The 23,912-nt window shown below is 68.9% G+C and carries 37 protein-coding genes; all 37 read left to right on the forward strand.

Features of this window, described 5'->3' with window-relative positions:
• Positions 1–89: 89 nt before the first annotated feature.
• The 37 genes from QUE47_RS00500 to QUE47_RS00680 all read left to right on the forward strand — a co-directional run bounded on the left by QUE47_RS00500 (position 90) and on the right by QUE47_RS00680 (position 23,910).
• Positions 90–911 carry a hypothetical protein gene (locus QUE47_RS00500; protein ID WP_286218128.1) on the forward strand — a complete coding sequence of 274 codons (822 nt, stop codon included), beginning with the start codon at positions 90–92 and terminating at the stop codon, positions 909–911.
• Positions 908–1,411, forward strand: a complete 504-nt coding sequence (locus QUE47_RS00505; protein ID WP_286218129.1) for a hypothetical protein — start codon at positions 908–910, stop codon at positions 1,409–1,411. Before QUE47_RS00500 ends, QUE47_RS00505 begins: the two co-directional genes overlap by 4 nt.
• Positions 1,408–1,596, forward strand: a complete 189-nt coding sequence (locus tag QUE47_RS00510; RefSeq protein ID WP_286218130.1) for a hypothetical protein — start codon at positions 1,408–1,410, stop codon at positions 1,594–1,596. Before QUE47_RS00505 ends, QUE47_RS00510 begins: the two co-directional genes overlap by 4 nt.
• A 142-nt stretch (positions 1,597–1,738) precedes the next feature.
• On the forward strand, positions 1,739–2,089 hold the full coding sequence (locus QUE47_RS00515; protein WP_286218131.1) for a hypothetical protein: 351 nt from the start codon (positions 1,739–1,741) through the stop codon (positions 2,087–2,089).
• Positions 2,086–2,484 carry a hypothetical protein gene (locus tag QUE47_RS00520; RefSeq protein WP_286218132.1) on the forward strand — a complete coding sequence of 133 codons (399 nt, stop codon included), beginning with the start codon at positions 2,086–2,088 and terminating at the stop codon, positions 2,482–2,484. The genes QUE47_RS00515 and QUE47_RS00520 overlap by 4 nt, the downstream gene beginning before the upstream one ends.
• The gene (locus tag QUE47_RS00525; RefSeq protein ID WP_286218133.1) at positions 2,481–3,002 is read left to right on the forward strand and encodes a hypothetical protein; all 522 of its coding nucleotides are present in this window, start codon (positions 2,481–2,483) and stop codon (positions 3,000–3,002) included. The genes QUE47_RS00520 and QUE47_RS00525 overlap by 4 nt, the downstream gene beginning before the upstream one ends.
• A 3-nt stretch (positions 3,003–3,005) precedes the next feature.
• Positions 3,006–3,194 (forward strand): hypothetical protein, encoded by a 189-nt coding sequence (locus tag QUE47_RS00530; RefSeq protein ID WP_286218134.1) that lies wholly within the window; start codon positions 3,006–3,008, stop codon positions 3,192–3,194.
• A gap of 29 nt (positions 3,195–3,223) precedes the next feature.
• Positions 3,224–3,385, forward strand: coding sequence for a hypothetical protein (locus QUE47_RS00535; RefSeq protein WP_286218135.1), 162 nt, complete (start codon positions 3,224–3,226; stop codon positions 3,383–3,385).
• Positions 3,382–4,101 carry a hypothetical protein gene (locus tag QUE47_RS00540; protein WP_286218136.1) on the forward strand — a complete coding sequence of 240 codons (720 nt, stop codon included), beginning with the start codon at positions 3,382–3,384 and terminating at the stop codon, positions 4,099–4,101. The genes QUE47_RS00535 and QUE47_RS00540 overlap by 4 nt, the downstream gene beginning before the upstream one ends.
• A gap of 319 nt (positions 4,102–4,420) precedes the next feature.
• Positions 4,421–4,876, forward strand: coding sequence for a GIY-YIG nuclease family protein (locus tag QUE47_RS00545; protein WP_286218137.1), 456 nt, complete (start codon positions 4,421–4,423; stop codon positions 4,874–4,876).
• 135 nt (positions 4,877–5,011) lie between these two features.
• The gene (locus tag QUE47_RS00550) at positions 5,012–5,395 is read left to right on the forward strand and encodes a hypothetical protein (RefSeq protein WP_286218138.1); all 384 of its coding nucleotides are present in this window, start codon (positions 5,012–5,014) and stop codon (positions 5,393–5,395) included.
• 13 nt (positions 5,396–5,408) lie between these two features.
• Complete coding sequence (locus QUE47_RS00555) at positions 5,409–6,122, forward strand: HNH endonuclease (protein ID WP_286218139.1); 714 nt, start codon at positions 5,409–5,411, stop codon at positions 6,120–6,122.
• Positions 6,123–6,383: 261 nt separating this feature from the next.
• Positions 6,384–7,421, forward strand: coding sequence for a terminase large subunit domain-containing protein (locus tag QUE47_RS00560; protein ID WP_286218140.1), 1,038 nt, complete (start codon positions 6,384–6,386; stop codon positions 7,419–7,421).
• Positions 7,376–7,903 carry a hypothetical protein gene (locus QUE47_RS00565; protein ID WP_286218141.1) on the forward strand — a complete coding sequence of 176 codons (528 nt, stop codon included), beginning with the start codon at positions 7,376–7,378 and terminating at the stop codon, positions 7,901–7,903. The genes QUE47_RS00560 and QUE47_RS00565 overlap by 46 nt, the downstream gene beginning before the upstream one ends.
• Before the next feature lie 14 nt (positions 7,904–7,917).
• Positions 7,918–9,348, forward strand: coding sequence for a phage portal protein (locus QUE47_RS00570; RefSeq protein ID WP_286218142.1), 1,431 nt, complete (start codon positions 7,918–7,920; stop codon positions 9,346–9,348).
• A 1-nt stretch (position 9,349) separates the two neighbouring features.
• Entirely contained in the window at positions 9,350–10,111 is a 762-nt protein-coding gene (locus QUE47_RS00575) for a VG15 protein (RefSeq protein WP_286218143.1), read from the forward strand.
• Between the two features lie 93 nt (positions 10,112–10,204).
• Positions 10,205–10,801 carry a hypothetical protein gene (locus tag QUE47_RS00580; protein ID WP_286218144.1) on the forward strand — a complete coding sequence of 199 codons (597 nt, stop codon included), beginning with the start codon at positions 10,205–10,207 and terminating at the stop codon, positions 10,799–10,801.
• Positions 10,802–10,810: 9 nt separating this feature from the next.
• On the forward strand, positions 10,811–11,767 hold the full coding sequence (locus QUE47_RS00585) for a major capsid protein (RefSeq protein ID WP_286218145.1): 957 nt from the start codon (positions 10,811–10,813) through the stop codon (positions 11,765–11,767).
• A gap of 5 nt (positions 11,768–11,772) precedes the next feature.
• Entirely contained in the window at positions 11,773–12,072 is a 300-nt protein-coding gene (locus tag QUE47_RS00590) for a hypothetical protein (RefSeq protein WP_286218146.1), read from the forward strand.
• Between the two features lie 18 nt (positions 12,073–12,090).
• Entirely contained in the window at positions 12,091–12,492 is a 402-nt protein-coding gene (locus QUE47_RS00595; protein WP_286218147.1) for a Gp19/Gp15/Gp42 family protein, read from the forward strand.
• On the forward strand, positions 12,492–12,866 hold the full coding sequence (locus QUE47_RS00600; protein ID WP_286218148.1) for a head-tail adaptor protein: 375 nt from the start codon (positions 12,492–12,494) through the stop codon (positions 12,864–12,866). The genes QUE47_RS00595 and QUE47_RS00600 overlap by 1 nt, the downstream gene beginning before the upstream one ends.
• Entirely contained in the window at positions 12,866–12,988 is a 123-nt protein-coding gene (locus tag QUE47_RS00605) for a hypothetical protein (RefSeq protein ID WP_286218149.1), read from the forward strand. Before QUE47_RS00600 ends, QUE47_RS00605 begins: the two co-directional genes overlap by 1 nt.
• Positions 12,989–13,003: 15 nt before the next feature.
• Positions 13,004–13,237 carry a hypothetical protein gene (locus QUE47_RS00610; protein ID WP_286218150.1) on the forward strand — a complete coding sequence of 78 codons (234 nt, stop codon included), beginning with the start codon at positions 13,004–13,006 and terminating at the stop codon, positions 13,235–13,237.
• Entirely contained in the window at positions 13,237–13,653 is a 417-nt protein-coding gene (locus QUE47_RS00615; RefSeq protein WP_286218151.1) for a hypothetical protein, read from the forward strand. The genes QUE47_RS00610 and QUE47_RS00615 overlap by 1 nt, the downstream gene beginning before the upstream one ends.
• 14 nt (positions 13,654–13,667) lie before the next feature.
• Positions 13,668–13,847 (forward strand): hypothetical protein, encoded by a 180-nt coding sequence (locus QUE47_RS00620; RefSeq protein WP_286218152.1) that lies wholly within the window; start codon positions 13,668–13,670, stop codon positions 13,845–13,847.
• 1 nt (position 13,848) lies between these two features.
• Complete coding sequence (locus QUE47_RS00625) at positions 13,849–14,403, forward strand: phage tail tube protein (RefSeq protein WP_286218153.1); 555 nt, start codon at positions 13,849–13,851, stop codon at positions 14,401–14,403.
• Between the two features lie 86 nt (positions 14,404–14,489).
• On the forward strand, positions 14,490–14,861 hold the full coding sequence (locus QUE47_RS00630) for a hypothetical protein (protein WP_286218154.1): 372 nt from the start codon (positions 14,490–14,492) through the stop codon (positions 14,859–14,861).
• The gene (locus tag QUE47_RS00635; protein WP_286218155.1) at positions 14,861–15,229 is read left to right on the forward strand and encodes a DUF5361 domain-containing protein; all 369 of its coding nucleotides are present in this window, start codon (positions 14,861–14,863) and stop codon (positions 15,227–15,229) included. Before QUE47_RS00630 ends, QUE47_RS00635 begins: the two co-directional genes overlap by 1 nt.
• Positions 15,230–15,247: 18 nt before the next feature.
• A complete protein-coding gene (locus QUE47_RS00640; RefSeq protein ID WP_286218156.1) occupies positions 15,248–18,325 on the forward strand; it encodes a phage tail tape measure protein in 3,078 nt (1,025 codons plus the stop codon).
• Positions 18,322–19,284 carry a phage distal tail protein gene (locus QUE47_RS00645; protein ID WP_286218157.1) on the forward strand — a complete coding sequence of 321 codons (963 nt, stop codon included), beginning with the start codon at positions 18,322–18,324 and terminating at the stop codon, positions 19,282–19,284. Before QUE47_RS00640 ends, QUE47_RS00645 begins: the two co-directional genes overlap by 4 nt.
• Before the next feature lie 56 nt (positions 19,285–19,340).
• Positions 19,341–20,471, forward strand: coding sequence for a Gp37-like protein (locus tag QUE47_RS00650; protein WP_286218158.1), 1,131 nt, complete (start codon positions 19,341–19,343; stop codon positions 20,469–20,471).
• Position 20,472: 1 nt separating this feature from the next.
• Complete coding sequence (locus QUE47_RS00655; RefSeq protein WP_286218159.1) at positions 20,473–21,501, forward strand: hypothetical protein; 1,029 nt, start codon at positions 20,473–20,475, stop codon at positions 21,499–21,501.
• Positions 21,498–21,926: a hypothetical protein gene (locus tag QUE47_RS00660; protein WP_286218160.1), complete on the forward strand. Its 429-nt coding sequence runs from the start codon at positions 21,498–21,500 to the stop codon at positions 21,924–21,926. Before QUE47_RS00655 ends, QUE47_RS00660 begins: the two co-directional genes overlap by 4 nt.
• Entirely contained in the window at positions 21,919–22,404 is a 486-nt protein-coding gene (locus QUE47_RS00665; RefSeq protein ID WP_286218161.1) for a hypothetical protein, read from the forward strand. Before QUE47_RS00660 ends, QUE47_RS00665 begins: the two co-directional genes overlap by 8 nt.
• A gap of 2 nt (positions 22,405–22,406) precedes the next feature.
• Entirely contained in the window at positions 22,407–22,718 is a 312-nt protein-coding gene (locus QUE47_RS00670; RefSeq protein WP_286218162.1) for a hypothetical protein, read from the forward strand.
• A 69-nt stretch (positions 22,719–22,787) separates the two neighbouring features.
• Positions 22,788–23,774: a peptidoglycan recognition protein family protein gene (locus QUE47_RS00675; RefSeq protein WP_286218163.1), complete on the forward strand. Its 987-nt coding sequence runs from the start codon at positions 22,788–22,790 to the stop codon at positions 23,772–23,774.
• A 1-nt stretch (position 23,775) separates the two neighbouring features.
• Complete coding sequence (locus QUE47_RS00680; RefSeq protein ID WP_286218164.1) at positions 23,776–23,910, forward strand: hypothetical protein; 135 nt, start codon at positions 23,776–23,778, stop codon at positions 23,908–23,910.
• The last annotated feature ends 2 nt before the right edge of the window (positions 23,911–23,912 follow it).

The following is a 23,912-nucleotide window of genomic DNA, read 5'->3' on the forward strand; positions in this document are numbered from 1 at the left end:
TGCGGCGTCGCGTACACCAACGACCCCGCCGGCCGACACCGCCACCGCATCATCGTCGGCCACACACCGACGCCTGAGAAGGAGGGCTGATGGCCTGGGCCAAGGTCGACGACAAGCTGCACTCGTCGCCGAAGTGGCTGGGTGCGACGAAGGGCGCGAGAGCGCTCTGGGTGTCCGCCGCGAGCTGGTGTGCAGCGCAAGAAAACGACGGCTACGTGCCCTCGTCTGCCCTCCGTCTCTTCTCCGGCACGCGTCGCGAAGCCTCTTGTCTCGTCTCCGTCGGCCTCTGGGATGACGACGAAAACGACGGCTGGCACTTCCACGACTGGACCGACTACAACCCCGACTCCGGGTCGCAGAAGGCGAAGCGGAAGGCTGAATCCGCAGGTGGGAGGCGTGGGAACCACACCCGCTGGCACGAGAAGCAGGGTCTGCACGTCGAGGGGTGCGAGTTCTGCGAGGCATCGGGTACCCGATCGGGTGGCCGAGTCGCCCCCGAATCCTCCCGGCCCGACCCGACCCGTACCCGAACCCCTACTAACTCAAGTAGGTCTACACCGGCACCTAGAAGTGACGCGCGAACCGAGCCGCCGAGCGACGGCCCCGAGCACTCCCCCAACTCCGTCCTCGCATCCCACGGCATGACCGCCGACGAGCGACGCGCGTTCCTCGGCGACCTCAAGGCCGACGACGAAGTCCGCTCCGTGTCCGGGCTCATCAACGGACTCCACCGCAAGGGCACCCTCGGCGCCCGGATCAACGAGTGGCGCGAGTTGCGCGACATCGAACCGACCCGACGCCGCACCCCCACCGACCGGCAGGCACAGATCCTCGCCGCCGAGATGCAGCGCGCCCACGAAGCCGACGCGCGAGTCATCCCCCTCCAGCAGATCGAAGGAGCGCACCGATGAACCAGACCGAAGCGACGAAGCTCGTCACGGTCCTCAACCGCGCCGGCCTCGTGCCCGCGCTCGACGGCCAGGGCGCCGTCTGGCAGCTCGCCCTCAACGACGTCGCCTACGAGACCGCGCAGGTCGTCGCCACGACGATGATCGCGACCCGCACTAGCGACCAGCGCTGGGTGACGCCCGGTGATGTCCGGGCCGCGGTCACCACGCAGCGCAAGGTGAACCTCGAGAAGATGCCGGGCATCCAGGTCCCGGACGCGCTCGACGGCGACCCGGACCGCGAGCTCGAGTGGCGCCGGACGTACATCGACGCCTTCGCAGTGTCGGGCGACGGGGACCGTGCGCTCGAGGTTGCCTGCGCCGCGTCGGGGATCGGGGTGCCGGTCATCGACCCCGCCCCGCGCCCCGTGACCGCGGTGATCGAGACGGCCGCCCACGGCCGCCAGTGCGACTGCTCCCCGCCGTGCCTCGGGAGCGTGCGCGTGAAGGAGGGAGCGCGATGAACCCCGACGAGGAGATGACTCTCGACGAGGCGGCAGCGATCTACGCCGAGGGCCGGTTCCCGCGGAAGGGCTGGCTGATCGATCGCGTCGTACTGCTGATCGCGCCCAAGGAGAGCCACGAGTTGGCATTTCGCTCGGGATGGGCCTTTGCCGAGGCCAAGTCGCGACGGGAGGCCGCGTCGTGACCCGCCCCCGCTGCGACGTCCACGACGTGTCGCTCCCGTGCCCTGGGTGCCGCGCTGACGCCCTCGCAGACCCGCCCGTGCCCCAGCGCACCGACCACACCCCCGACGCCCGCGAGAGGGCCGCACACGACCTGGAGGAAGCATGAGCACGCCGCAGAAGTTCCGCAAGAAGCCCGTCATCATCGAGGCGATGCAGTGGGACGGCACCCCCGAGGGCGCTACCCCGATCATCAACTGGATCCTCGAAACCGGCGAGCGTTCCGCCATGCGCGCTACACCCGGCGACTGGATCATCCGGGGCGTCCAGGGCGAGTTCTACCCCTGCAAGCCGGACATCTTCGAAGCGACCTACGAGGTCGTTGGGCCGCCCGCAACGTTCGCCCCCGGCGGGATGCTCCCTGCCGACCCCCGCACGACCCGCAAGGCCCATCTCGCCAAACTCGCGCGCCTCGGACAGGCCGAAGGCATCAACCGATTCGAGGAGACCCGATGAGCCGCCCAACCGTGGAGCAGGTGGCGCGGGCGCTGGCCGCGCATTCGCGCTGTGAGTACTGGCCGAGTCACATGAGCACCTGGACGTGCAGCATCCCTGGCATCCATGAGGGGGCCGACAACGAGACGGCTCGCAACGACCACCTCGCCCGCGCCGTGCTCGCCCTGTTCGAGCCGCGCACCGTCACGACCGCCGCCGAGTTGGATGCGCTACCTCAGAGCACCGTGATTCTCGACGCCAACGGGGAGGCGGTGGAGCGTTGCGGGCACATCGAGACGCAAGACGGGCGCTTCTCCGCGTGGTGCGCGCTCCTTCTGCCGTCATTGCGACAGTCGAACGAGGTCGAACTGCCCGCCACCGTCCTGCACGTCCCGACCGAAGGAGAGACACGATGAGCGACGAGACGCTGGACCTGGAAGCGATCCGCAAGATCACCGACGCGGCGACCCCAGGACCGTGGTCCTGGCGCAACACTGGGGCCGTCTACCTCCACTGCGAGCACACGAGGATCGTCATGGCCTTCTCCCGCATGGGGATGCAGGGAGCACAGCCCGCGTTCCGCGACAGCGGTGGCCTCCTGCGCGACGCGGGCCGAGAGAACATCTACGACTACCCCGATGCCAAGTTCATCGCTCACGCCCGCACCGACGTGCCCGCCCTGATCGCGGAGGTGGAGCGGCTGCGAGCCGAGTTGGACGCGACGCTGCTGAACAGCTCCGCATACTGCGACCAGGCGAACGAGGCCCACACCCGCGCCGAGAAGGCCGAGGCCGAGCGCGACCGGCTGCGAGCGTTCGCGGACGCGGTGTTCACGCAGGCCGACTACCACACCTCGTGCGAGGACAGCATGCAGCCGAGCGAGGTCGCCGTCCTCGCCGCCGAGCACGGCATCACCCGTACCCAGGAGGACTGACCGATGGCCGACCTCAACCAGTTCCCGCCGCACCTGCGCGACGTGGAGCACGCCGACACCACCCGCCGCAGCCGAGACACCATCGCCGTCCTGCGCGCCCAGGCCGACCGCCTCGCGGCCGCACTCCACGCCACCGGCCTCACCAGCGCCGAGGTCGAGGCCATCCGCTACGGCACCACGGAGGGCTCGTGAAGATCACTATCCACCTCACCAAGGGCCGCGTGACCATCGACTCGATGCCTGATAACTCAGCGCTCGATCTCGTGCACGACTGGACCGAAGGCGACGAGCAGGCGCTCACGTTCACCCTCAACGATGACGCCGTGACACACGTTGCCCGGCGCCACATCGTCCGCATCGACGTCGACCAGGAGGACGCATGATCGACACGACGACGGGACTCGCGGCTCCCTGCGCATCCGGCTGCACCCGGCGCGACGACCACCTGCCGACCTGCGAAGGCGAGTGCAAGGGCTGCCAGCCGCGCCCCGCCGAGCACGGGATCCTCTGCCAGTGGTGCTACCAGCGCCTCGCCGAAGCCGTCACGCACACCGAACAGCTCGCCGCCCACCTGTACGAGACCGCGCGCCTTCTCGTCATCAGCGGCACCGCCTACAGCGAAGACACCCCCACCGCTGGCGAGCCGTCCGAACGGCTCATCCTGCACCCCGCCTGGCTCGCCGCAGACGAGCTCGAGTCCGACGTCGCATCCTGGGTCCTGCTCGTCCTCGAGGAGCACGACCCGCCGCTCCTCGGCCCGGTCGCGTCCAAGCAGACGAACGTCGCCTGGCTCGAGAACCGCCTCGAGTGGTGCAGCCGTCAGGAGTGGGCGCCCGACATGCGCCGCGAACTGTGCTCGACCATCGCCACCCTCACGGCACGCTGGCCCACCGAGGACAGCGTGCAGCCGCCCCGTAGCCTCGACGTGCCGTGCCCCCTGTGCGAGCAGGTCAGCCTCGTCTACGCGCCCCCGTCGTTCGCTGGCCAGCCGTTCGCGGTCGGCTGCCAGAACCCCGACTGCGCGCGCACCTTCTCCGAAGACGAGTGGCAGCGGTTCGTGCACTACACCGAGCGCGCCGAGCTCGGACGGTCCGCATGATCGACCCGGACGGCGCCGAGTGGCTGACCGTCACCGCCGCCGCCCGGGCCGTGCGAGTACGCCCCTCCGCGATCTGGAACTGGTGCTCGCGCGGCAAGGTTCGACGCCAACGGCTAGGCCGGATCGCATGGGTCCACATGGGCGACGTCCGCGCCGCAGAACACGCCTGGCGCAAGCGAATGACAAGCGTGTAATTCACCTGATAGGTTTACCCCCAAGGAGACGTATGCGATCACCCAGATGCGCGTGGCCCGACTGCGATCGGAACGTCGCATGGTGGCTCGATCTCCCCATCTGCATCTACCACGCAGAGGCGGCCGTGCGAGCGGTCGAAGGCCACGCCGAGCAGCAGCAGGCGGCCAAGGTTGAGCAGGCAGAGACCGCCGTCGAGAAGATCGAGACAGGCGTGGCGCTCACCCCGGAAGACCCGATCCCCGGATGGGTCTACTACATCCGCATCGGTGACACCGTGAAGATCGGATATGCCCGCAACGTGGCCCAGCGGATGAGGGCCTACCCGCCGAACGCTCAACTCGTCGCAGTCGAACCCGGCACGAAGGTCCTCGAACGCAAACGGCACCAGCACTTCGGCGCCCACCTCGCCCACGGCCGCGAGTGGTTCACTCCGTGCGACGAGCTCGACGACTGGATCGGCACGCTGCGGGACTTCTACGGCGACCCGTCAGGCAAGGCCTACGTCTTCACGACACCGACCGACAGGCCCCACCGTCCCGAGGCTGTCGCCACGAAGCGGATCGCGAACCGGCGCCGCTAACGCACAACTCCCCCGCCCCTCCTGCTGGCCCGTGATCAACGCTCGACGCACACAGCGACCACGGCGAGCCCAGGTCGGGCGGGGGCGCCACACTTCACCCTCGCCTAACTCGCCCGCATGCGCGACGATGGGCCGATGAAAGCCAACGGGTACGGCGCCGACCTCGAGCTCACCGACGATGCCGTGGTGATCCACCCCGGCAAGATCGCGGCACGCGTGGTCGGCACGAAGCGCATCGCCGTCCCGCTCGCCGACATCACCGACATCGACTACCGGCCGGCACGCGCGCTCGTGAACGGGCAGATCAAGGTCAAGACCGCCACCAACCCGAAGAGCCAGGCCATGCAGGACTACGGCAACCGCGGCCCCATCCCGCCCGACGGCACCAAGGAACTCTCGGCGTACACCCGGCAGGGCATCATCACCGCCGAGTCCCTCGTCGTCCACTGGCGCAAGAAGGATCAGGCCGCGTTCGAGGCGCTGCACCAGGCGATCGAAGGCGCACGCCAGACCGCGTGAACAGGAGGCCGGTGTGGTCACGTCACGCACCGGCACCGCGAAGTGGAAGCGAATCCGCGCCGCCGCCATCCGCGAAGCACGCGACGCCGGACTGACACGCTGCCCGATAGACGGACGCCCCCTCGACTACGGCAAGCGAACCGCCGTCTATAACCCGGCGCTCGTCGAAGTCGACCACATCATCCCCATCGAACACGGTGGCGCCGACACTCTCGCCAACGTCCGCGTTATCTGTTCCGACTGCAACAAAAAGCGACGCGCCCGAGAGTCCGTGCGCAGAACCGACCGGGCGGTCATTATCCTCTGCGGCCCCCCTGGTGCCGGCAAGACCACCGCAGCCCGAGCGAGCGGGCTGCCCGTGTTCGACCGAGACGATCCGCAATGGCAAGGCGAAGCGCACTTCCGCGCAGCTCTCGCGCAGTTGGGCCGGACCAAAGACGCTCGGGCGGTTGTCATCCGCTCCGGCGCCACCAGCAGCGCCAGGGCACAGGCTGCTTCGCTCGTCGGCGCCACTGCCGTCTACCTGCTCACCGCAACGCGCGCCGAACTGCGACGGCGCATCGCCGACCGAGGCAGACCCGACACTGCTGGTGCGATCCGCGGTGTCGACTCATGGCTCAAGCAGCACGACCGAAGCGACGGAGTTCCGGAGTTCCCGGGCTGGGAACTTGTCACTCAACCGCCTACGCGAAGGCCCGCCAAACCCGTACATTCGGACATTTGGTAGCAGAGGGGGCACCATCCCCTCCCCCACCAGGGCCGCTCGCAGGCTTGGCATATTGCGAACACACACACACGGTTTTCCTCAGGTTCGGAGTGGTCATGGATTCCCGACTCGACCGTCTTCGAGAGGCTGCAGACCTGGCGTGGATGTCGGCGCAAGAGGCTCCAGCCGACAAGCGGGCGCCCCTGATCGCGCAGTTCCGGGCAGCCTTGGCCGAGATCGACTCACTTGTCGAACCAGAACAGAAGGCGGGTGACGGGGTCGATGAGATCGCAGCCCGTCGCGCTGCTCGGGGAGGCGCCACCGCGCGTCTTGGTGAAGCCGCAGGGGGTTCGCGCTAGCTCGGCCCGGGATGTTGCTGAACTTTCAGCTCAGTTCGGGGTCTACCTGGACGGCTGGCAGGAGTTGATCCTCGAGGCCGCGATGGGCGAGCGGTCCGACTCGACGTGGGCGGCGAAGCGAGTCGGCATCTCGGTACCGCGCCAGAACGGCAAGTCGCTGCTGATGGTCTCGAGGATCCTCGCCGGCGCGCTGTTGTTCGGCGAGAAGAAGATCGTCGTCAGTGCCCATCAGCAGGACACGGCGCGCGAGGCGTTCTCCAAGCTCGTGGAGATCATCGAGTCTGACGGGAACTCAGCGCTCCAGGCTCGGGTGCGGTCTGTGATGCACGCGTTCCAGCGCGAGTCGGTGAAGTTCACCAACGGCGCGGTCGTGCAGTTCAAGGCCCGCACAGGGCCTGGCGGCAAGGGCTTCTCGTCGGACTGCCTGCTGCTCGATGAGGCGCAGATCCTCGGGGCTCGGTCGTGGACGTCGATCAACTCGACGATGTCGGCGATGCGCAACCCGCAGGTGTGGCTTCTTGGCACGCCGCCGCAGGACGAGGATGACTCCTACACGTTCGAGATGGTTCGGAAGGCTGCCCTGGCGGGGAAGTCTTCGAACGCCGCCTGGTGCGAGTGGGGCGTCGACCGCGGCAGCGAGGAGTACCTCGCCGCAAAGCCCGACCTGGACGCGCGTCGGTGGACGCCTGCCGTGGAGTACCTGTGCTGGGAGAGTAATCCGGCATGGAACGGCCGCATCAACCATGAGATCGTGCAGGGCGAGTTCGAGACCTACTCGTCCGAGCGCTTCGCACAGGATCGGCACGGGGCATGGAAGGAAGAGGGGCGCGGGAGCCTTCGGCGATCGATGTCGCCCGGTGGGCGGAGCTCGCCGTGGACGGGCCGCCTGCGGCAGATGTCCGGACCTTTGCTGTGGTGTTCCATCGTGACGGTCTCACGGTCTCGCTGTCTGGCGCGCTGAGGCATGGCGACGGCGTGCATGTTGAGACGATCGCCAGTCGCCCGCTGACGGATGGCACGTTCTGGTTGGTCGAGTGGTTCACGGCGCTTCGCCAGGGCAAGCCTCGATACGCATCTGCCGCCCAAATCGGTGTGTTCGGCAAGGCCGGTTCGAGTGCGCTGGCCGCAGACCTGATCGAGGCGGGCGTTCCGAAGTCGGCAGTCGTAGTGGCAACGTCGGACAACGCGATCACCGCGGCGACGATGCTGCGCGAAGCGGTCGTGCGCGGCACCGTGAGCCACCTCGTCGACCCGGACGTTCTCGACGCATCTGTGGCCGCATCCCGCGAGCACCGGTCTGTAACCTCGGGCGGCTGGGTGTTCGTGCCCAAGACGAAGGATGACGACTCGACCCCGGTCGAGTCGGCCTCGCTGGCCCACTGGCTGGCGAAGACGACGAAGCGACGCCCGGGGCGCAAGTCCGTAGGCCGAGTGCTGCGATGAGAGGTGGTGGAGGCATGGTGTCGACTTACGGCGCACCGCAGGTCGACGGCCTCGACGCCGCGGACCAGGATGTCCTGAACGGCCTCTGGGCGACTCTCGAGAAGCGTCGTCCCCGCAACGTCCTGCGCACCCGGTATTACGACTCGAAGAACGCACTTCGCGACCTGGGCATCGCCCTGCCGCCCCAGCTTCGGGAGGTCGAGGCGGCTGTCGGCTGGCCGGCGAAGGCTGTCGACTCGATGTCGCGGCGCACCATCTTCGACGGGTTCCGGGCGATCGGCGCCAACACGGCTGACCTTGGCCTCGACGCGATCCTTGACGAGAACCGCATGGACGCGAAGATGCCGCAGGTTCACACCTCGGCTCTGATCCACGCGTGCGCCTTCACGTTCGTTACGAACGGCGACGTCGAGGCGGGGCAGCCGGCGGTGCTGATCACGACCCGCTCAGCCCTGGACGCGTCTGGGGTGTGGGACAAGCTGCTCGGGGAGCTCTCGGCGGCGCTGGAGATCGCGGCACGTGACAGCTACGGGCGCGCCGTGTCGATGGTCCTGCACTTCCACAACCGCTACATCGGAATCCAGTGGGACGGTCGCCGCTGGCGCGGGTTCGAGCGCCGCCACCGTTTCGGGATGCTCGCCGAGCCGATCGCGTACAAGGCAGAGCTAGACCGTCCGTTCGGCCACTCGCGAATCTCGCGCCCGGTCATGTACCTGACGGACGCCGCGGTGCGGACGAACCTCCGCACCGAGATCGGCGCCGAGTTCTACAACGCCCCGCAACGGTACGCCCTGGGCGCGGACGAGGACGCCTTCGCAGACGAGGATGGCAACCCTGTCCCCGCATGGCAGGCGATCCTCGGGCGGCTGCTGCTCCTGTCGCGCGACGAGGATGGCAACCTTCCTCAGGTCGGACAGTTCGCGCAGCAGACCATGCAGCCGAACCTCGATCAGATGCGGTCAATCTCCCAGCAGTTCGCGGGCGAGACTTCGCTGCCGGTCGGGTCTCTTGGCATCGTCCAGGACAACCCGGCGAGTGCTGAGGCAATTCGGGCTGCGAACGAAGAGCTTGGGACCGAGATCGAGCACTGGCGACGGACGTCGCTGTCTCCGGCGTGGACGCGGCAGGCGCGACGGGCTCTCGCGATGCTGGACGATTCTCCTGCGTCTCGTGCGGTGTATGCCACCTTGAGCACGCAGTGGGGCAAGTGGTCGGAGCCGTCCGAGGTGTCGCAGGCGCAGGCCGCACAGGCTCGGGTGACTGCGTTCCCCCTCATGGCGGACAGCGACGTCGAGCTCGAGCGCGCGGGCTACACGCGCGACGAGATCGACCGGGCGCGAGCCGAGCAGGCGAAGGTCGCGAACCGGTCGAACCTGCAGGCTCTCCTGGCCGCCGGTCAGGCAGCTTCCGACGCTGGTGCCGTGGCGGCGCTGCAGGGTTCGTGACGTGGCCAGCAGCGCCGACCTGGAGGAGTTTCGTCGCGCGAACGCCGTGCTCGCGGATCAGGTGGAGGCTTCGCTCGTCAACTTCTGGTCATACCTCGACCTGTCGAACCCGGAGCGCTCGCGCAATGCGCTGCTGGACTTCGTGCCGATCCTGGTCCAGAAGTACGGCGACGTCGCGGCGACGATCGCAGCCGACTGGTTCACCGAACTTCGCTTCGACGCGATCTCGGAAGGGTTTGTGAGCAGCCTCGCAGCGTCGTCGGAGCGGTCGTTCGTGGCGCGCGCGGCGAAGCCGCCAAGCGTCGAGGCTGTGGAGTCCAGTGTCCGGTACTCCGCTGGCGCCCTGTGGACGGACGAGCCCGAGAAGGCGCTCGAGTCGCTGACCTACTCGGTCAGGCACGGCGTGATTCAGACGGGCCGCGAGACGATCCGCCAGAACACCTTTGCGCCGGGGTCGGGCGCTCAAGGCTGGAAGAGGGTCACCCGGCCTGGCGCGTGCCGCTTCTGCCGTGCCCTCGAAGCGCGTGGCGCGGTCTACATGAAGGCCACGGCACGCTTCGCCGCACACGACCCGAAGTGCAACTGCGCGGCAGCCCCGTCGTTCGACCCGAACGCCCCCGAGGTGGGCGTCGAGGAGTACGCCGTCTCTTCAACGAAGCCCAAGCCGGGGTCTGAGGCGGAACGCGTCAAGCGCGAGCGAACGGCTGCCTGGCTCGAGCGCAAGTATCCCGGCGAGTCGGATCACGACTTCGCTGGCAACTGATCTTCCGCCGCACGGCGGGACGCACTACCCCAATCCACCTCCACGGAGTGCCTGCACGGGCCGTCGTGGCGATCCCGCACGGGAGGACACCAGATGAGCACCCGACACCGAGTCGACATGCCCACACCGGGCATGCCCAAGCGCTTCGAGCGACTGCGCTTCTTCTCCGCCCCCGCGGACGGCGAGACCGTGGCCCCCGCGCCCGGGCCGCCCGCTTCACCTGCCGCGCCCGAGACGCCCGAGGCCTCCGAGGTTCCTGCACAGGAGACGGACTGGAAGGCCGAGGCGCGCAAGTGGGAGACGCGGGCCAAGGAGAACAAGACCGCAGCCGAGAAGCTGGCCGAGATCGAAGAGGCCAGCAAGACCGAGGCTCAGAAGAACGCTGATGCCCTCGCCGCAGCGCAGGCACGGGTCAAGGAGTTCGAGACGCGCGAGCAGATCGCCGCATGGAAGGCCGAGGTCTCCAAGGAGACCGGGGTTCCCGCGACGGCGCTCGCCGGGTCCACGCTCGAGGAGCTGCAGGCGCACGCCGAGGTCCTCAAGCCGCTCATCACCAAGTCGGCCGAGCCGTCCGACGACGGCAAGCCGCACGTGCCCTACCGGGAGCTCTCGCGCGTTGTCGCGGACGCCCCGGCCCCCTCCCCTGGCGTCGGCACACTCCGTGCCGCCTACGCCGACCAGCCCAAGTAGGAGGCCATCATGGCTATCAACCTCGTGGAGAGCGCGAAGCTCTCGCAGAACACCCTCGCACGCGGCGTCATGGAGACGTTCGTGCAGAACAGCCCCGTCCTGGACCGCATCCCCTTCATGGACATCGAGGGCAACGCCTACGCGTACAACGAGGAGGCCACGCTCCCGGGCGTCGCCTTCCGCGCGGTCAACGGCTCGTACACCGAGTCGACCGGCACGGTGAACCAGAAGACGGAGACCCTGTCGATCCTCGGTGGCGACGCCGACGTGGACAAGTTCATCCAGCAGACCCGGTCGAACTTCAACGACCAGCGCGCCGTGCAGACGGCGATGAAGGTCAAGGCCGCGTCCTACAAGTTCCAGGACACGTTCTTCAACGGCGACACCGCCGTGGACGCGAACTCCTTCGACGGCCTCAAGAAGCGTCTCACCGGCGCTCAGGTGATCTCGGCCGGCACCAACGGCATCCCGGTCGTCGGCAACGGTGGCACCGAGGCGCACGCGTTCCTCGACCAGCTCGACGTGCTGCTCGCGGCGGTGCCGGGTATCTCGGCGTCGAACGGCGCGATCTACGTCAACTCGTCCATCCTCGCCAAGATCCGCTCGGCCGGCCGTCGCATCGGCGGCACCGAGGTCGTCAAGGAGGACCTCACCGGCAAGCGCATCCTGACGTGGAACGGCATCCCCGTCCTCGACGCAGGCCAGACCGCTGCGGGTGCCGCTGTCCTCGGGCAGAACGAGACGCAGGGTTCGTCGAGCGCTGCGTCGTCGGTCTACGCGGTCCGCTTCGGCGAGGCCGAGGGTGACCAGGCCGTCACGGGCCTGACCAACGGCGGCGTGCAGGTCTACGACCTGGGCGAGCTGGAGTCGAAGCCGGCCTACCGGACGCGGATCGAGTTCTACACCGGCATCGGTGTCTTCGGTGGCAAGGCCGCGGCTCGTCTCACCGGCGTTCTGAACGGCTGAGCCGCATGGCTAGGACCGAGAAGTTCGAGGCTGTCCGTCCCGACGGCGAGGTCGTGATCGTCACCCGCAACGTCGACACCGGTGAGCAGTCCGTGACACCCAAGGGTGACGCGGCCGACGATCCGAAGTCGGCGGGCGGCGACCTGGCCGAGCCCAAGGGCAACGCCTCGCTGGAGGCATGGGCGGCCTGGGCCGACCATCTCGAGGTCGCGTACCCCGAGGACGCCAAGCGCGACGACATCAAAGCCCTCGTGGCTGGCTCGACACCCAAGGGTGACGCGGCCGACGACGAAGGCACCTGGTAGCAACCGAGAGGGGCCGTCATGGCACTCACGCCACCGTTCGCCACCCCGGCGCAACTCGCGTCGCGATGGCGGCCCCTCTCGACAGACGAGGAAGCGCGGGCGACCGTACTGCTCTCGGATGCGTCGGACCAGATCCTCGCTGAGGACCGGCACGGGACGCTCGACGGGCTCGACTCGCCGACGCCGATCCTCGAGCAGGTCGCCTGTGCGATGGTGCAGCGCGCGATGGAGTCAGGCCCTGGGGCGCCCGCAGGTGTGACACAGCAGGCGACCACCGTGGGGCCATTCTCGGCACAGTACACCTACGCGAACCCGACCGCCGACCTGTACCTGACGAAGCGTGACCGTCGCCTGCTGCGGTTCAACCGGCAGCGGGCTGCGAGCGTGGACATGTGGGCTGGCGCCTACGAAGGTGCCTGATGTCCTACGTCGTGCTCGTCTCGGCGCCGCTGATCGGGGGCTCGATGTTCGGTGAGCTTGTGACTCGGCGCCGGCGCACGGCGGGCGCTCCGGACCGCTACGGGAACCCGACGTACACCTGGTCTGACGTGCTGCTCGGGCAGGGTGCGGCGTTCGATCCGGGCGGCTCGCGTGAGCCGGTCGAGGTCGGGCGCGAGCAGGTCGTGACGACGCCGAGGCTGTACTTCGTCGACCGGCCGGACCTGACCGCGGATGACCGCGTGCTGGTTCGCGGCATCGAGTACGCGGTCGAGGGCACCCCGGCGGACTGGCGTGACCCGTTCGGGTCGGACGTCGGCGGCCTGGTCGTCGAACTCGAGAGGGTGACCGGCTGATGGCGAAGTACGACAAGGGCAGGCGGCAGTCGCGCGAGGTTGGCAGCATCACCTGCCCACTGATCAAGCCTGTCCTCACCGCCTCGCAGATCGAAGCGATCAAGCGCGAAGCGGAGGGCTGACCGATGGCGAAACCCGTGGTCAAGATCAACAGTCAGGGCGCGCGCGAGTTGCTGCGCGATCCGGCGGTGCGCGCGATCCTGCGCCTTCATGCTGGGCGCGTCGCTGGTCGCGCGAGCATCCCTACCCGCATCGTCGAGGACACCACGGACCGCGCTAGAGCCGCGGTGGTGGCGTCTGGCGACCCGCGTGAGACGCGGGTCCGCGAGGCCCGTGACGGCGACCTGGCGCGCGCTCTCGGGGGTGCCTGATGCCAGCGATCATCTGGCCGGACATCGAGGCCGAGTTCATCGCGCACATGGCACCGGCCTTGCAGGCGCGCACCGAGCCGTATGCGGCCGACGTGGCCGTGCGCAACCGAGTGCCGGACGAGCGCGGCGACGCATGGCCGCCCTCGGGGCGTCTGGTCGTCGTGCGCGACGACGGCGGCCCGACCACCCCGGACGTGCGGGCGACCGCTCGGCTCGGGGTCCAAGTCTGGGCGGCATCCGAGGCTGAGGCATCTGACCTCGCGAACCTCGTGATGGCGCTCACCGGCGGGTGGCGGTCGCCGACCGTCCGCCAGTCGAACCCGTCGAGGCCCTTCTCGGCGACCGAAGAGAGCGGGCGGCCGAAGCAGTACTTCACCGCCGAGCTCATGATCCGAGGCCGGGCTCTCCCGGCGTAACGCAGGAGGTACTTGTGAGCAAGCACAAGGTCACCCTGACGCTGCCCTGGAAGTCCCAGGACGGCGTCAACCACAAGCAGGGAACAACGGTCGAGGTCGACCGGGCGACGAGGAACGACCTCGTCTTCCTGGGTCGCGCCCGCGACGCCAAGGACACGCCGGCACCTTCGCCGGTCGACGGGAAGGTGAAGTGACATGGCGATTGACGCTGCGAACGCTCGGATCTTCGGGAGCGACGACGACAAGGTCCAGGTCGGCCCGCTGGGCTCGACCCTGCCGACCGACCTGGCTGCGGTGGACGCCGCGATCGTGGACGTCGGCTGGCTCCACGCGGACGGCGTCCCGTTCACCCCGTCCGACTCGGTCGAGAAGTTCCGCGGCCACCAGGGCGGGCGCGTGGTCCGCACCACGGTCACCGAGTCTGACCTGTCGTTCACGTTCCAGTGCCTCGAGACGACGGCGCTGACGCTGGGGCTTCAGCACAACGTGACGTCGTCGGTGACGGCGACGGGGACGACGACCATCGAGGCCACCCCGGGCCGCAAGATCGAGGCGCGCGCGTTCGTCCTCGACCTTTTCGACAAGGACGACACGAGCATCCACTACCGCTACGTGATCCCCCGCGGCGAGATCGGCGAGCGTGCCGAGTTCTCGCACTCGGGGTCGGACATCACCGGGTACACGTTCACCGTCGAGGTGATCGGGTCCTACCAGATCATCACGAACGACCCGGCCGCCGAGGTCGCCTGATCTAGCGGCCCGGCCTGTTGGCGATGCAGGCCGGGCCGCTACTCCCCTCATCGCCGCCCATCGCCACACCCCGAGGAGTCATCGCCATGACGAGCACGACGAAGGCCAGCACGACCATTGTCCCCGCGGCAGCGAAGAAGCCGCAGGACCGCAAGCCGAAGGACGAGAAGCCGACCGTCAAGCAGGTCGCCGGTGCCCGCGAGGTCACGCACCTGGGGTTCACGGTGACCGTCGCCGACGACGCGCTCGACGACTTCGAGCTCCTGGGCGACCTGCACTCGATGCAGGCCGACGAGGACCCGTCGTACTTCCCGTCGATCCTCAAGCGCCTCGTCGGCGCGCAGGGATATCGGGACGTCATGGACGGGCTGCGCGACCCTGCGACGGGCCGTGTGCCGATCCAGGCCGGGTCCGAGTACATCCAAAGCATCTTCGAGGCCCTCAACCCAAACTTCTGATGCTCGCGAGCGTCCTCGAGTTCGAGGGCGCTCTGCGGGCGTCACTGCGCGCCGAGTACGGCGTGGATCTGCGCAGCCCCGGGATGGGTGCGCGCGACCTTGCCGACCTGACCGCGAACCTGCCTCCCGGCTGCGCGCTGTGGCGGGCGATCGGCGGCCCGATGGCCTGGTCCGACGAGGTCCACATGCTGTCCGCGGTCGAGTTCCGGCTGCGCGTCCTGGCGTGGCAGAAGACCGAGGCCGGGTCGAAGAACCGCGACCGTCCGGAGCCGAACGACCCGCCGCGGTCGGTGTTCGAGAAGCGCGTCGAGGAGAGCAAGTTGTCCGCCCGTGCGCAGGCGTACATGAAGCGCACCGGGCAGGGATAACACGACAGAGGGAGCCTCATGGCTGAAATCGCAAGCGCCTACGTCTCCCTCATCCCCTCCCTGCGCGGCGCCGAGAAGGCGATCAGCAAGGAGCTCGGGTCGTCGAAGGTCGTCAGCGAGGGCGAGAAGGCCGGCGAGAAGGTCGGCGGCGGCATGTCCAAGGGGCTGTCGACGGCGCTCAAGATCGGTGCGGCTGCGGCGGCGGTGGTCGTCGCGAAGGGCTTCGCCGACGCGCTCGGGCGTGAGAAGGCTGCCGACAAGACGGCGGCTCAGCTCGGGCTCAGCGAGAAGCAGTCGAAGGCCGCGGGCGCGGTCGCGGGCAGCCTGTACGCGAACGCATACGGCGAGTCGATGGGTGACGCGCAGGCTGCGGTCGGGTCGGTGCTGTCGTCGATCGAGGGCATGAGCAAGGCGTCGCCGAAGGAGCTCGAGAAGGTCACGGCGTCCGCGCTGGACCTGTCTTCGGCGTTCGACCTGGACGTGTCGGAGTCGGCGCGTAACGCCGGGATCCTGATGAAGACGGGTCTCGCGAAGGATGCGACGGGCGCCTTCGACCTCATCACGGCTTCGCTGCAGGCGGTCCCTGAGGCGATGCGCGGCGAGGTCACGGACGCCACGCAGGAGTACTCCGACTCGTTCGCGGCGCTCGGTTTCACGGGCGAGCAGGCGATGGGTTTGCTCGTGTCGGCGACCGAGAACGGGCAGTACGGCGTGGACAAGATGGGTGACGCCATCAAGGAGTTCACGATCCGCGGCACCGATATGTCGAAGACGACGAACGCGGCCTATGACGCGATCGGGCTCAACTCGAAGAAGACGGCGAACGACCTGCTGGCCGGCGGCGACCGTGCGAGCGAGGCGTTCCAGAAGATCGTCACGGGCGTGCAGGGCATCGAGGATCCGGCGGAGCAGTCGCAGGCCGCCCTCGCGCTGTTCGGCACCCCGCTCGAGGATCTGGGCGTCAACGAGATCCCGAAGTTCCTCGAGTCGCTGTCGGGCGCGGAGACGGGTCTCGGCGACGTGTCGGGCGCGGCGGCCGCGATGGGCGACACGTTGAACGACAACCTCGGCACGCGGCTCGAGGGCTGGAAGCGGTCGCTCGAGACGTTCGCCTCGGGCGCGATCATGTCGGTCATCTCCGGCTTCGAGGATGGCTCGTCCGGCGCCGGCGGCTTCGCGGGCGTCATGGAGCGCGTCGGTGCAGTCACGCGCACGGCGTTCGACTACTTCCAGACGACGATCATCCCCGCGCTGTCCTCGACATACGAGTGGGTGAAGAAGAACGCCGAGTGGCTCGGGCCGCTCGCTGCAGGCGTCGTGGCGACGGTCGCGGCGTACCGGACCTACATCGCGGTGACGAAGGCGTGGATGGTCGCGACGCAGGCCGCGCGCGCGGCGCAGATCGCGCTCAACATCGCCATGCGCGCGAACCCCGTGGGGCTGATCATCGCCGCGGTCACGGGCCTAGTCGCGGCGCTCGTCTGGTTCTTCACGAAGACCGAGACGGGCCGCAAGATCGTTGCGACCGCATGGGCGGGTATCAAGCTCGCGATCAGCGCGGTCACGAAGTGGTTCGTCCAGACCGCGTGGCCTGCGATCAAGAAGGTCATCGACTTCCTCGTGCTGGCGTTCCAGGTCGCGAAGGCTGCGATCGCGGCCGCGTGGGACGGCGTCAAGAAGGCGCTCTCGGCGACGTGGGAGTGGATCCGCGACAACGTCTTCGCGAAGGTGAAGTCGGGGGCCAGCGCGATCGGCACGGCGTTCGAGACCGTGAAGGGCGTCATCGGGACGGCCTGGGGCAACGTCAAGACGGCGCTGAACAACACCTGGACCTGGATCCGCGACAACATCTTCGCGAAGTTCAAGACTGGCGTGAGCGCCATCGGCACCGCGTTCGAGACGGTCAAGGGCGTCATCAAGACCGCATGGGACAAGATCAAGTCGATCGCCGCGAAGCCGGTGAACTTCATCATCGAGACGGTCTACACCAAGGGCATCAAGAAGGTGTGGGACAAGATCGCGGGTGCGGTCGGTCTCGACTCGCTCAAGCTGCCGGACGTGTCGCCGATCAAGTTCGCGTCGGGTGGCGTCCTGCCCGGGTACACGCCGGGGCGCGACGTCCATCACTTCACGTCTCCCACGGGCGGCGCGCTGTCGCTCTCGGGCGGCGAGGCGATCATGCGCCCGGAGTTCACGCGCGCGGTCGGTGGCGCGGCGGGCGTGGCGCGGCTGAACGCTCAGGCTCGCTCGGGTCACGCCTTCGCCGGCGGTGGCGTCATCGACTGGCTCGGGGAGCGCGCGGCGGACGTGGGGCGCGGCATCGTGTCGGTCGGGAAGTTCCTCGCGAACCCGGTGCAGGGCATCCAGGACGCGATCTCCGGTCCGGTGAACGCTCTGCTCGGCGCGATGCCGGGCGGCGGGATCATCCGGGACGTGGCGACCGCGCTGCCGGGCAAGATCATCGGCGGGCTCGTCGACAAGGTGAAGTCGCTCATCTCGGGTGGCGGGGCGTCGGGCTCAGGTCCGGGGCTCGGCGGGCCAGGGCAGGCGATGGGCTACAAGGCGATGTCCGGGCTGCTGCGCGGGCAGTTCCCTGGCATCCCGATCACGTCGACCCTGCGCCCGGGTGCGATCACGGCGTCCGGCAACCCGTCGATGCACGGCGTAGGCCGCGCGGTCGACATGGCACCGAACCCGGCGTACTTCAACTGGATCGCCGAGAACTACCCCAACTCGAAGCAGCTCATCTACTCGCCGATGGGTGGCCGTCAGATCCTCGACGGCAAGAAGTTCAACGGGTGGGACGACATCACCCGCTCGATGCACTTCAACCACATCCACTGGGCGATGAAGAACGGCGGCGTCCTGCCGAAGTTGTACGACCAGGGCGGGTGGATGCCTCACGGCGGCGTCGGAGTGAACCTGACGGGCAAGCCTGAGGCGGTCCTGACGCCGGACGAGTCCCGCGCGTTGAAGTCGGGCCTCAGTGGGCGCCCGGTGAACGTGAACATCCGCACGCACAAGGCGTCACCCGCGGACATCGTCTACGGGCTGCGCCTGGCCGAGCTGAACGACTTCGTTGGGAGCGCCCGGTGACATACGTCGTCTACGTCCAGCCGCCTCCCGCCCCGACCTATGTCCCGCCGCATGACGCCCGGAACTTCTGGCTCGAGACGGCGGACGGCACGATCCAGACCCCGATCGGGCTGGACGTGGACGGCATCCCGGTCCTCGCTCAGCGGGGCATGCTCGGCCTCGGCGTGAACCCGTCCGAGCCGACGATGAGCGGGACGCCCGGGGCGGACGGCGCGGCGGTGACGGGCGTGACCTACGGGACTCGCCCGGTCGCGCTGCCGCTGCTGTTCGTCGCGCCTGACGACAAGCAGGCGACCCTCTGGGCGGCCGTGCAGAAGGTTCGGGATATCACCGACCCGGCTCGGGGCATGGCGCGCGACGGGAACTTCCGCCTCGTGTGCTCGTCGCCGTCCGGGGTTCGGCAGATCACCCTCGTCTATCGGTCTGGGCTCGAGGGTGACGACCAGGAGATGTTCGGCGTCGACCGCGCGGTCCTGGACTGCCTCGCCCCTGACCCGTTCGCGCGTGACCGTGACGAGCGGACTCTGACGTTCCCTCTGGGCACGGTGGAGCCGTTCCTGTCGGACGCGCCGGGCACGGATCTGCCGTGGCCGCGCGCGCTCGCGCCGACGACGGTCATCGGCGACGACATGCGCGTGGACATGACCTCGGCGGTCCCGGTGTACCCGACGATCGAGGTCACGGGTCCGGTCGACTCGGTCCTGATCACGTCGGACACGGGCCTGCGCATCGACGTCCCGGGCGGCGTGCCGTCGGGGCAGACGTTGCGGATCGTGACGGACCCGCGCGGCAAGTCGATCCGTCTCGACGGGGCGCTCGCTGCGGGGATGCTCGCGCGCGGCTCGCGCTTCGAGCCGTTCACGGCGGGCGAGAACCGTCTCGACGTCGCGGCGCCGGGTGCGACCTCGGACACGCTGCTGGCGATCACCTGGCGCGGCGGACATCGGGGGTTGTGGTAATGCCGCGGTGGGACGTGTGGCCGCGTGACGCGGACCTGGGTCGCACGTTCGATCCGGTGTCGCAGTGGACGTCGCTCACCCTCGTCGAGCGGTTCAACCAGCCGGACTCGTGGACGCTCACCGGCCCGTCGTCGGCGCTGTCGGTGTTCGAGGCGGGCATGGGCTGCATCCTCGACCGTGACGGCGAGCAGGTCACGTCGGGGCAGGTGAAGACCTTGCAGCGGTCTGCGCAGGTCGACGAGGACACGGGCGCGGTTGAGGACGTGATGACGGTCGCGTTCGAGTCGGACCTGGGTGACGTGTACTCACGTCGTACGTACCAGGACCCGACGGACGAAATCACGACGACGGAGACGTTCGACGTCGCCTACGACAAGCGGACGGGCGCGGCTGAGGACCTGATCCTGGGCTACATCGCGTCGAACCTTGCGCCAGCGGCACCGATCGCGGGGCGCCGCCTGACCTCTCTCGCGCTTCCCATTTCCCTGGGTCGCGGCGGGACGCAGACGGTCTCGGCGCGGATGGACGACCTCGGCGACCTCGTCGCCCCGCTCGCGGAGGCGGCGAACCTGCACATCACGATCCGCCACGACGAGTCGACGGGCACCCCGCGGCTCCTGGTCGTGCTCGAGGACGTGCCGGACGTGTCGGCTGACGTTCGGTTCGGGCCAGTCAACTCCGCGGCGACAGGCCTCGTGACGGGCTGGGGCTACACGCTCGAACGCCCAGCGGTGACCGACGTGATCGTGGCGGCCGGCGGGGAGGGCGTCGCGCGCCTGTACGCCCGCTACGCCGACCCGGCCGCTCGCACCCTGTGGGGCCGCCGTCGTGAGGGCTTCATCGACCAGCGGCAGACGGACGACATCGACGAGATCGCGGCGGCTGGCGAGGAGGCGCTCGAGGACGGCGCGACGCCGGTCACGACGTGGTTCACGGTCGCGGACTCGGCGGACGTGCAGTACCGGCGCGACTACGGCGTGGGCTACCGCGTCGGCGTCGAGCTGCCGGGCCTGCCGGATGCGGTCTCGGACAACGTGGTGCGCGAGGTGACGACGACGGTCGATCCGACGTCGGAGCGGGTGTCGATGGTCGTGGGCACCCCGGGCGCGACGGTCAACTCCACGAAGCAGGCGCAGCGTCTCGCGCGCGCGAACGCGCGACTCAACCTCATCGAACGGAGCAAGTGACATGGCGCAGACCTCAGGCCCGCTGGCGGGGCAGAACTTCACCGACAAGATGTGGCGGACGATCGTCGGCGCCGAGCCTTCGATCGTCGGCGACGTCAACGGGCTGTCCTACAGCATCACGCTGCCGACGTCCTCGGATGACGCTCTGCTCGGAACTCCGGGCCAGGACTCGGCCTCGGTCGTCGCGGGCTTCGGCCACCAGATCGAGGCGGGCACCACGGAGTCACTGACGATCCCGCCGGTGGTGACCGAGAACGCCAGCCGCACCGACCTGATCGTGGTGCGCTACGACCCCGCCTACACGACAGTGCCCGGCCCCTGCCGCCTGTACCGCATCCCCGGCGTCGAGGGCTCGTCCGCGACGCCCTCCTACAACGCCACGCCGGGCGGCATCGAGGACATGCCGCTGTGGGCAGTCACGCGCACGTACGGACAGTCGCTGAACCAGGCGACGAAGCGCGACCTGCGCGTGCGCACCGGTCCGAAGCTGCACGTCCTGGAGGGCAACAGCATGCCGACGTCGGTCCCGATCGGCACGATCGCACACCGCGGCGGGTACCTGTGGGAGCGCGTCATCGACAACAACGGCTCGGTCTCGTGGACGCAGACCGTGACGCCGGCGGAGGAGCTCAACCGCTCGGAGTTCCTGACGTCCGAGACGGGATGGGCCGTCAACAGCCTCCCCGCCAAGATGGTCCGCGACGGGACGCACCGCAGCATCACGGTCGAGATGTTCTCGGCGGACGGCAACAACCTGACGAGCTCATCGACGGGCAACATCGCCGATCAGGTGATGTTCCGCCTGAAGCATGCGAGCGACCGACCTGCGGGCGAAGTGAACGTCCTGATCCGCTACCGCTACGTCGAGGACGGCTCACCGGTCGCCTACGGGTACGGGGTCTTGCGCACGGACGGCGCCTGCATCTTCACGAACCTGACTCCCGGCATCGACTTCAACCCGAGCGGATCGCTCGGCGCGTCACCGTCCTGGGATGTCCAGATGAGCATGTCCTACTCGGTCGCGCCGTGAGCCGTCTCTGGGCGGCGCTCGACCTCGCCGCGGAACACCGGTTGAAGGACAACCTGCTGACCGTCCTGTGCGGGTGGTCGATCCTGCTCGGCGTGCTCACCCTCGCCGACCGGATCGACATCGCAGGCGTCGGGTCGTTCCAGGTCGCGTTCACCGTCGCATCCCCCGCAGGCTGGGGCGCCCTGTTCATCATCGCGGGCGCCTTCCCGCTGTTCACGTTCCGCCGACCCCGCGACCACCGTGTCACCGCGTGGATGCTGCGCGGCATGGTCGGCGTCTACGCCCTGTTCTCCATCCTCGCCGCCGCGTCGAAAGCGTTCAACGACGTCGGGGTCCTCACCCCCGTGGCGGCATACCTGCTCCCGGCGATGGTCGGCGGCATCCTCGCCGCCGTCTACGACAACTCCGGGAGACGCAATGCATAGCCTGCGACCGCTGACCGTCACGACGCCGACGCATGCACTCGCCGTCGTCGCCTACTGGTCGCAGGTCATCCTCGGCCTCGCCTACCTCACCGGCCTCGCCGACGCCCTCGCCATGACCGAGCTGTTCGGCGTCCGGTTCACGGCCGTGTGGGCGGCATGGCTGCTCACGTCCGGGCTCGTGTGCGGCGTCGTCGTCCAGGCGACCGCCCGCGAACGCAACCCCGACCGCGGGCTGCACGTCGAGTTCTGGGCGGTCCTGTCGCTCGGCGCGGCGTCCACCCTGTACGAGGCGACGCTGATCGCCGGCAACGGTTTCGGGGTCCTCACGACGCAGGTCTACGCGACCGCGATCGCGGTGGGCGCCGTCATGCGCGCACGGCAGATCAGCATCGAACGACGGCACCTGCATCACGCCCTCGACGTGAGGGCTAGGGCTGCCCCGTCGCCGCTCGCGGAGCCGCCCAGCACCCGGGGGTGACGATGAGCTGGTTCACAGAGAACGTCGATGGCGCGGCCCTCGCGACCGCGCTGACCGCCATCTGCTCCCTGCTCGTCGCGTTCGTCCACCGCCGCGGTCGTGGCGACCGGGACGACGAGGCTCCCCGCGTCATGCAGGGCCAGGCCGTGGACGCACCGCTCACACTCGAGTCCTACCTCAAGTCACGCAACGCCGAGCTCGAGGCCGAAGTGACCGCCGAGCGCGCCGGCAAGGAGCGGGCGTGGCGTCAGCGCGACGCGGCGTACTCGCTGCTGCGGGCCAACGGCATCCCCGTCCCCGACCCCGACCTCTGACCCCACCCCACCCTCGAGCCCCGAACGCACCCGCGTCGGGGCTTCTCTCATGCCCAGGAGGCGCAGCACATGGCACAGGACTGGATGCCCGGAGCGATCAAGCGACCCGTGTCGTGGGCGCAGAGCCTCTCTCGGCACGGTGTGAAGCCGAACAAGTTCGTCGTGCACATCACCGCCGGCAACGGGTCGGCCGCATCGACGGGCAACTACTTCGAGCGGTCCAAGGTCGCGTGCTCGACGTTCTGCACCGACAAGGACGGGACGATCTACCAGTTCCAGCCGGTCAGCGCGCGGTCGGGCGCCGACTACGGCAGCAACTACACCGTCTCGAACGAGAACGTCGGCACGAACGGCCCCCTCACGCAGGCGCAGATCGTCGCGAACGCGAAGATCCTGCGGTGGCTGCACGAGGAGCACGGCGTCTCGCTGCGGATCATCTCGACGTCGGCGAAGTCGCAGTCCGGGCTCGGGTCGCACCGCTTCGGCGTCGACGGGAACTTCCCGCTCATCGGGATCCAGCGTGGCCGTCTCCAGCGCTTCCCCATCGGTGAGAAGTGGTCCGGCGCGCGCGGCAAGACGTGCCCGACGAACGCCGCCCAGGAGCAGCTCCCGTCGATCCTCGCGCTCGCGTCCGTCTCGGGCGGCGGCGGGGCGTCAGTTCCGTCCGTTCCGTCGAAGCCCGTCGCGCCCTCGAAGCCGTCGAAGCTCGCGGTCGACGGCAAGTACGGTCCCGCGACGGTGAGCGCGAAGCAGGCCGACCTCGGCACGACGGTCGACGGCATCGTGTCCGGCCAGTCGTACTGGATCCGCGACCACAACCCGGGCCTCAAGGCTCGCTCCAACTGGAAGTTCACGTCCTCGGCGCGCGGGTCCGACATGATCCGCGCCGACCAGAAGCGCCTCAAGAAGAAGGGGCTGTACAAGGACGACATCGACGGCCTCGCCGGGCCGAACTACTGGAAGGCCGTCCAGCGCGAGCAGGGGACGACGGTCGACGGCTACGTGTCCGAGCCGTCGAGCGCCGTGAAGGCCATCCAGCGCGACCTCAACGACTGACATGCGCGGGCAGTGGCGTTCCGTGATGGTCGCCGCCCTCGCGGGCGCGGCCCTCGGCGCGCTCCTGCTCGCGCTCATCGTCGGCACCCTCGCGGTCGCCGGCGCCCACCTGCTCACCCGCCTGATCGGAGCCTGACC

The organism is Paraoerskovia sediminicola (assembly GCF_030296575.1).
Taxonomy (GTDB): Bacteria; Actinomycetota; Actinomycetes; order Actinomycetales; family Cellulomonadaceae; genus Paraoerskovia; species Paraoerskovia sediminicola.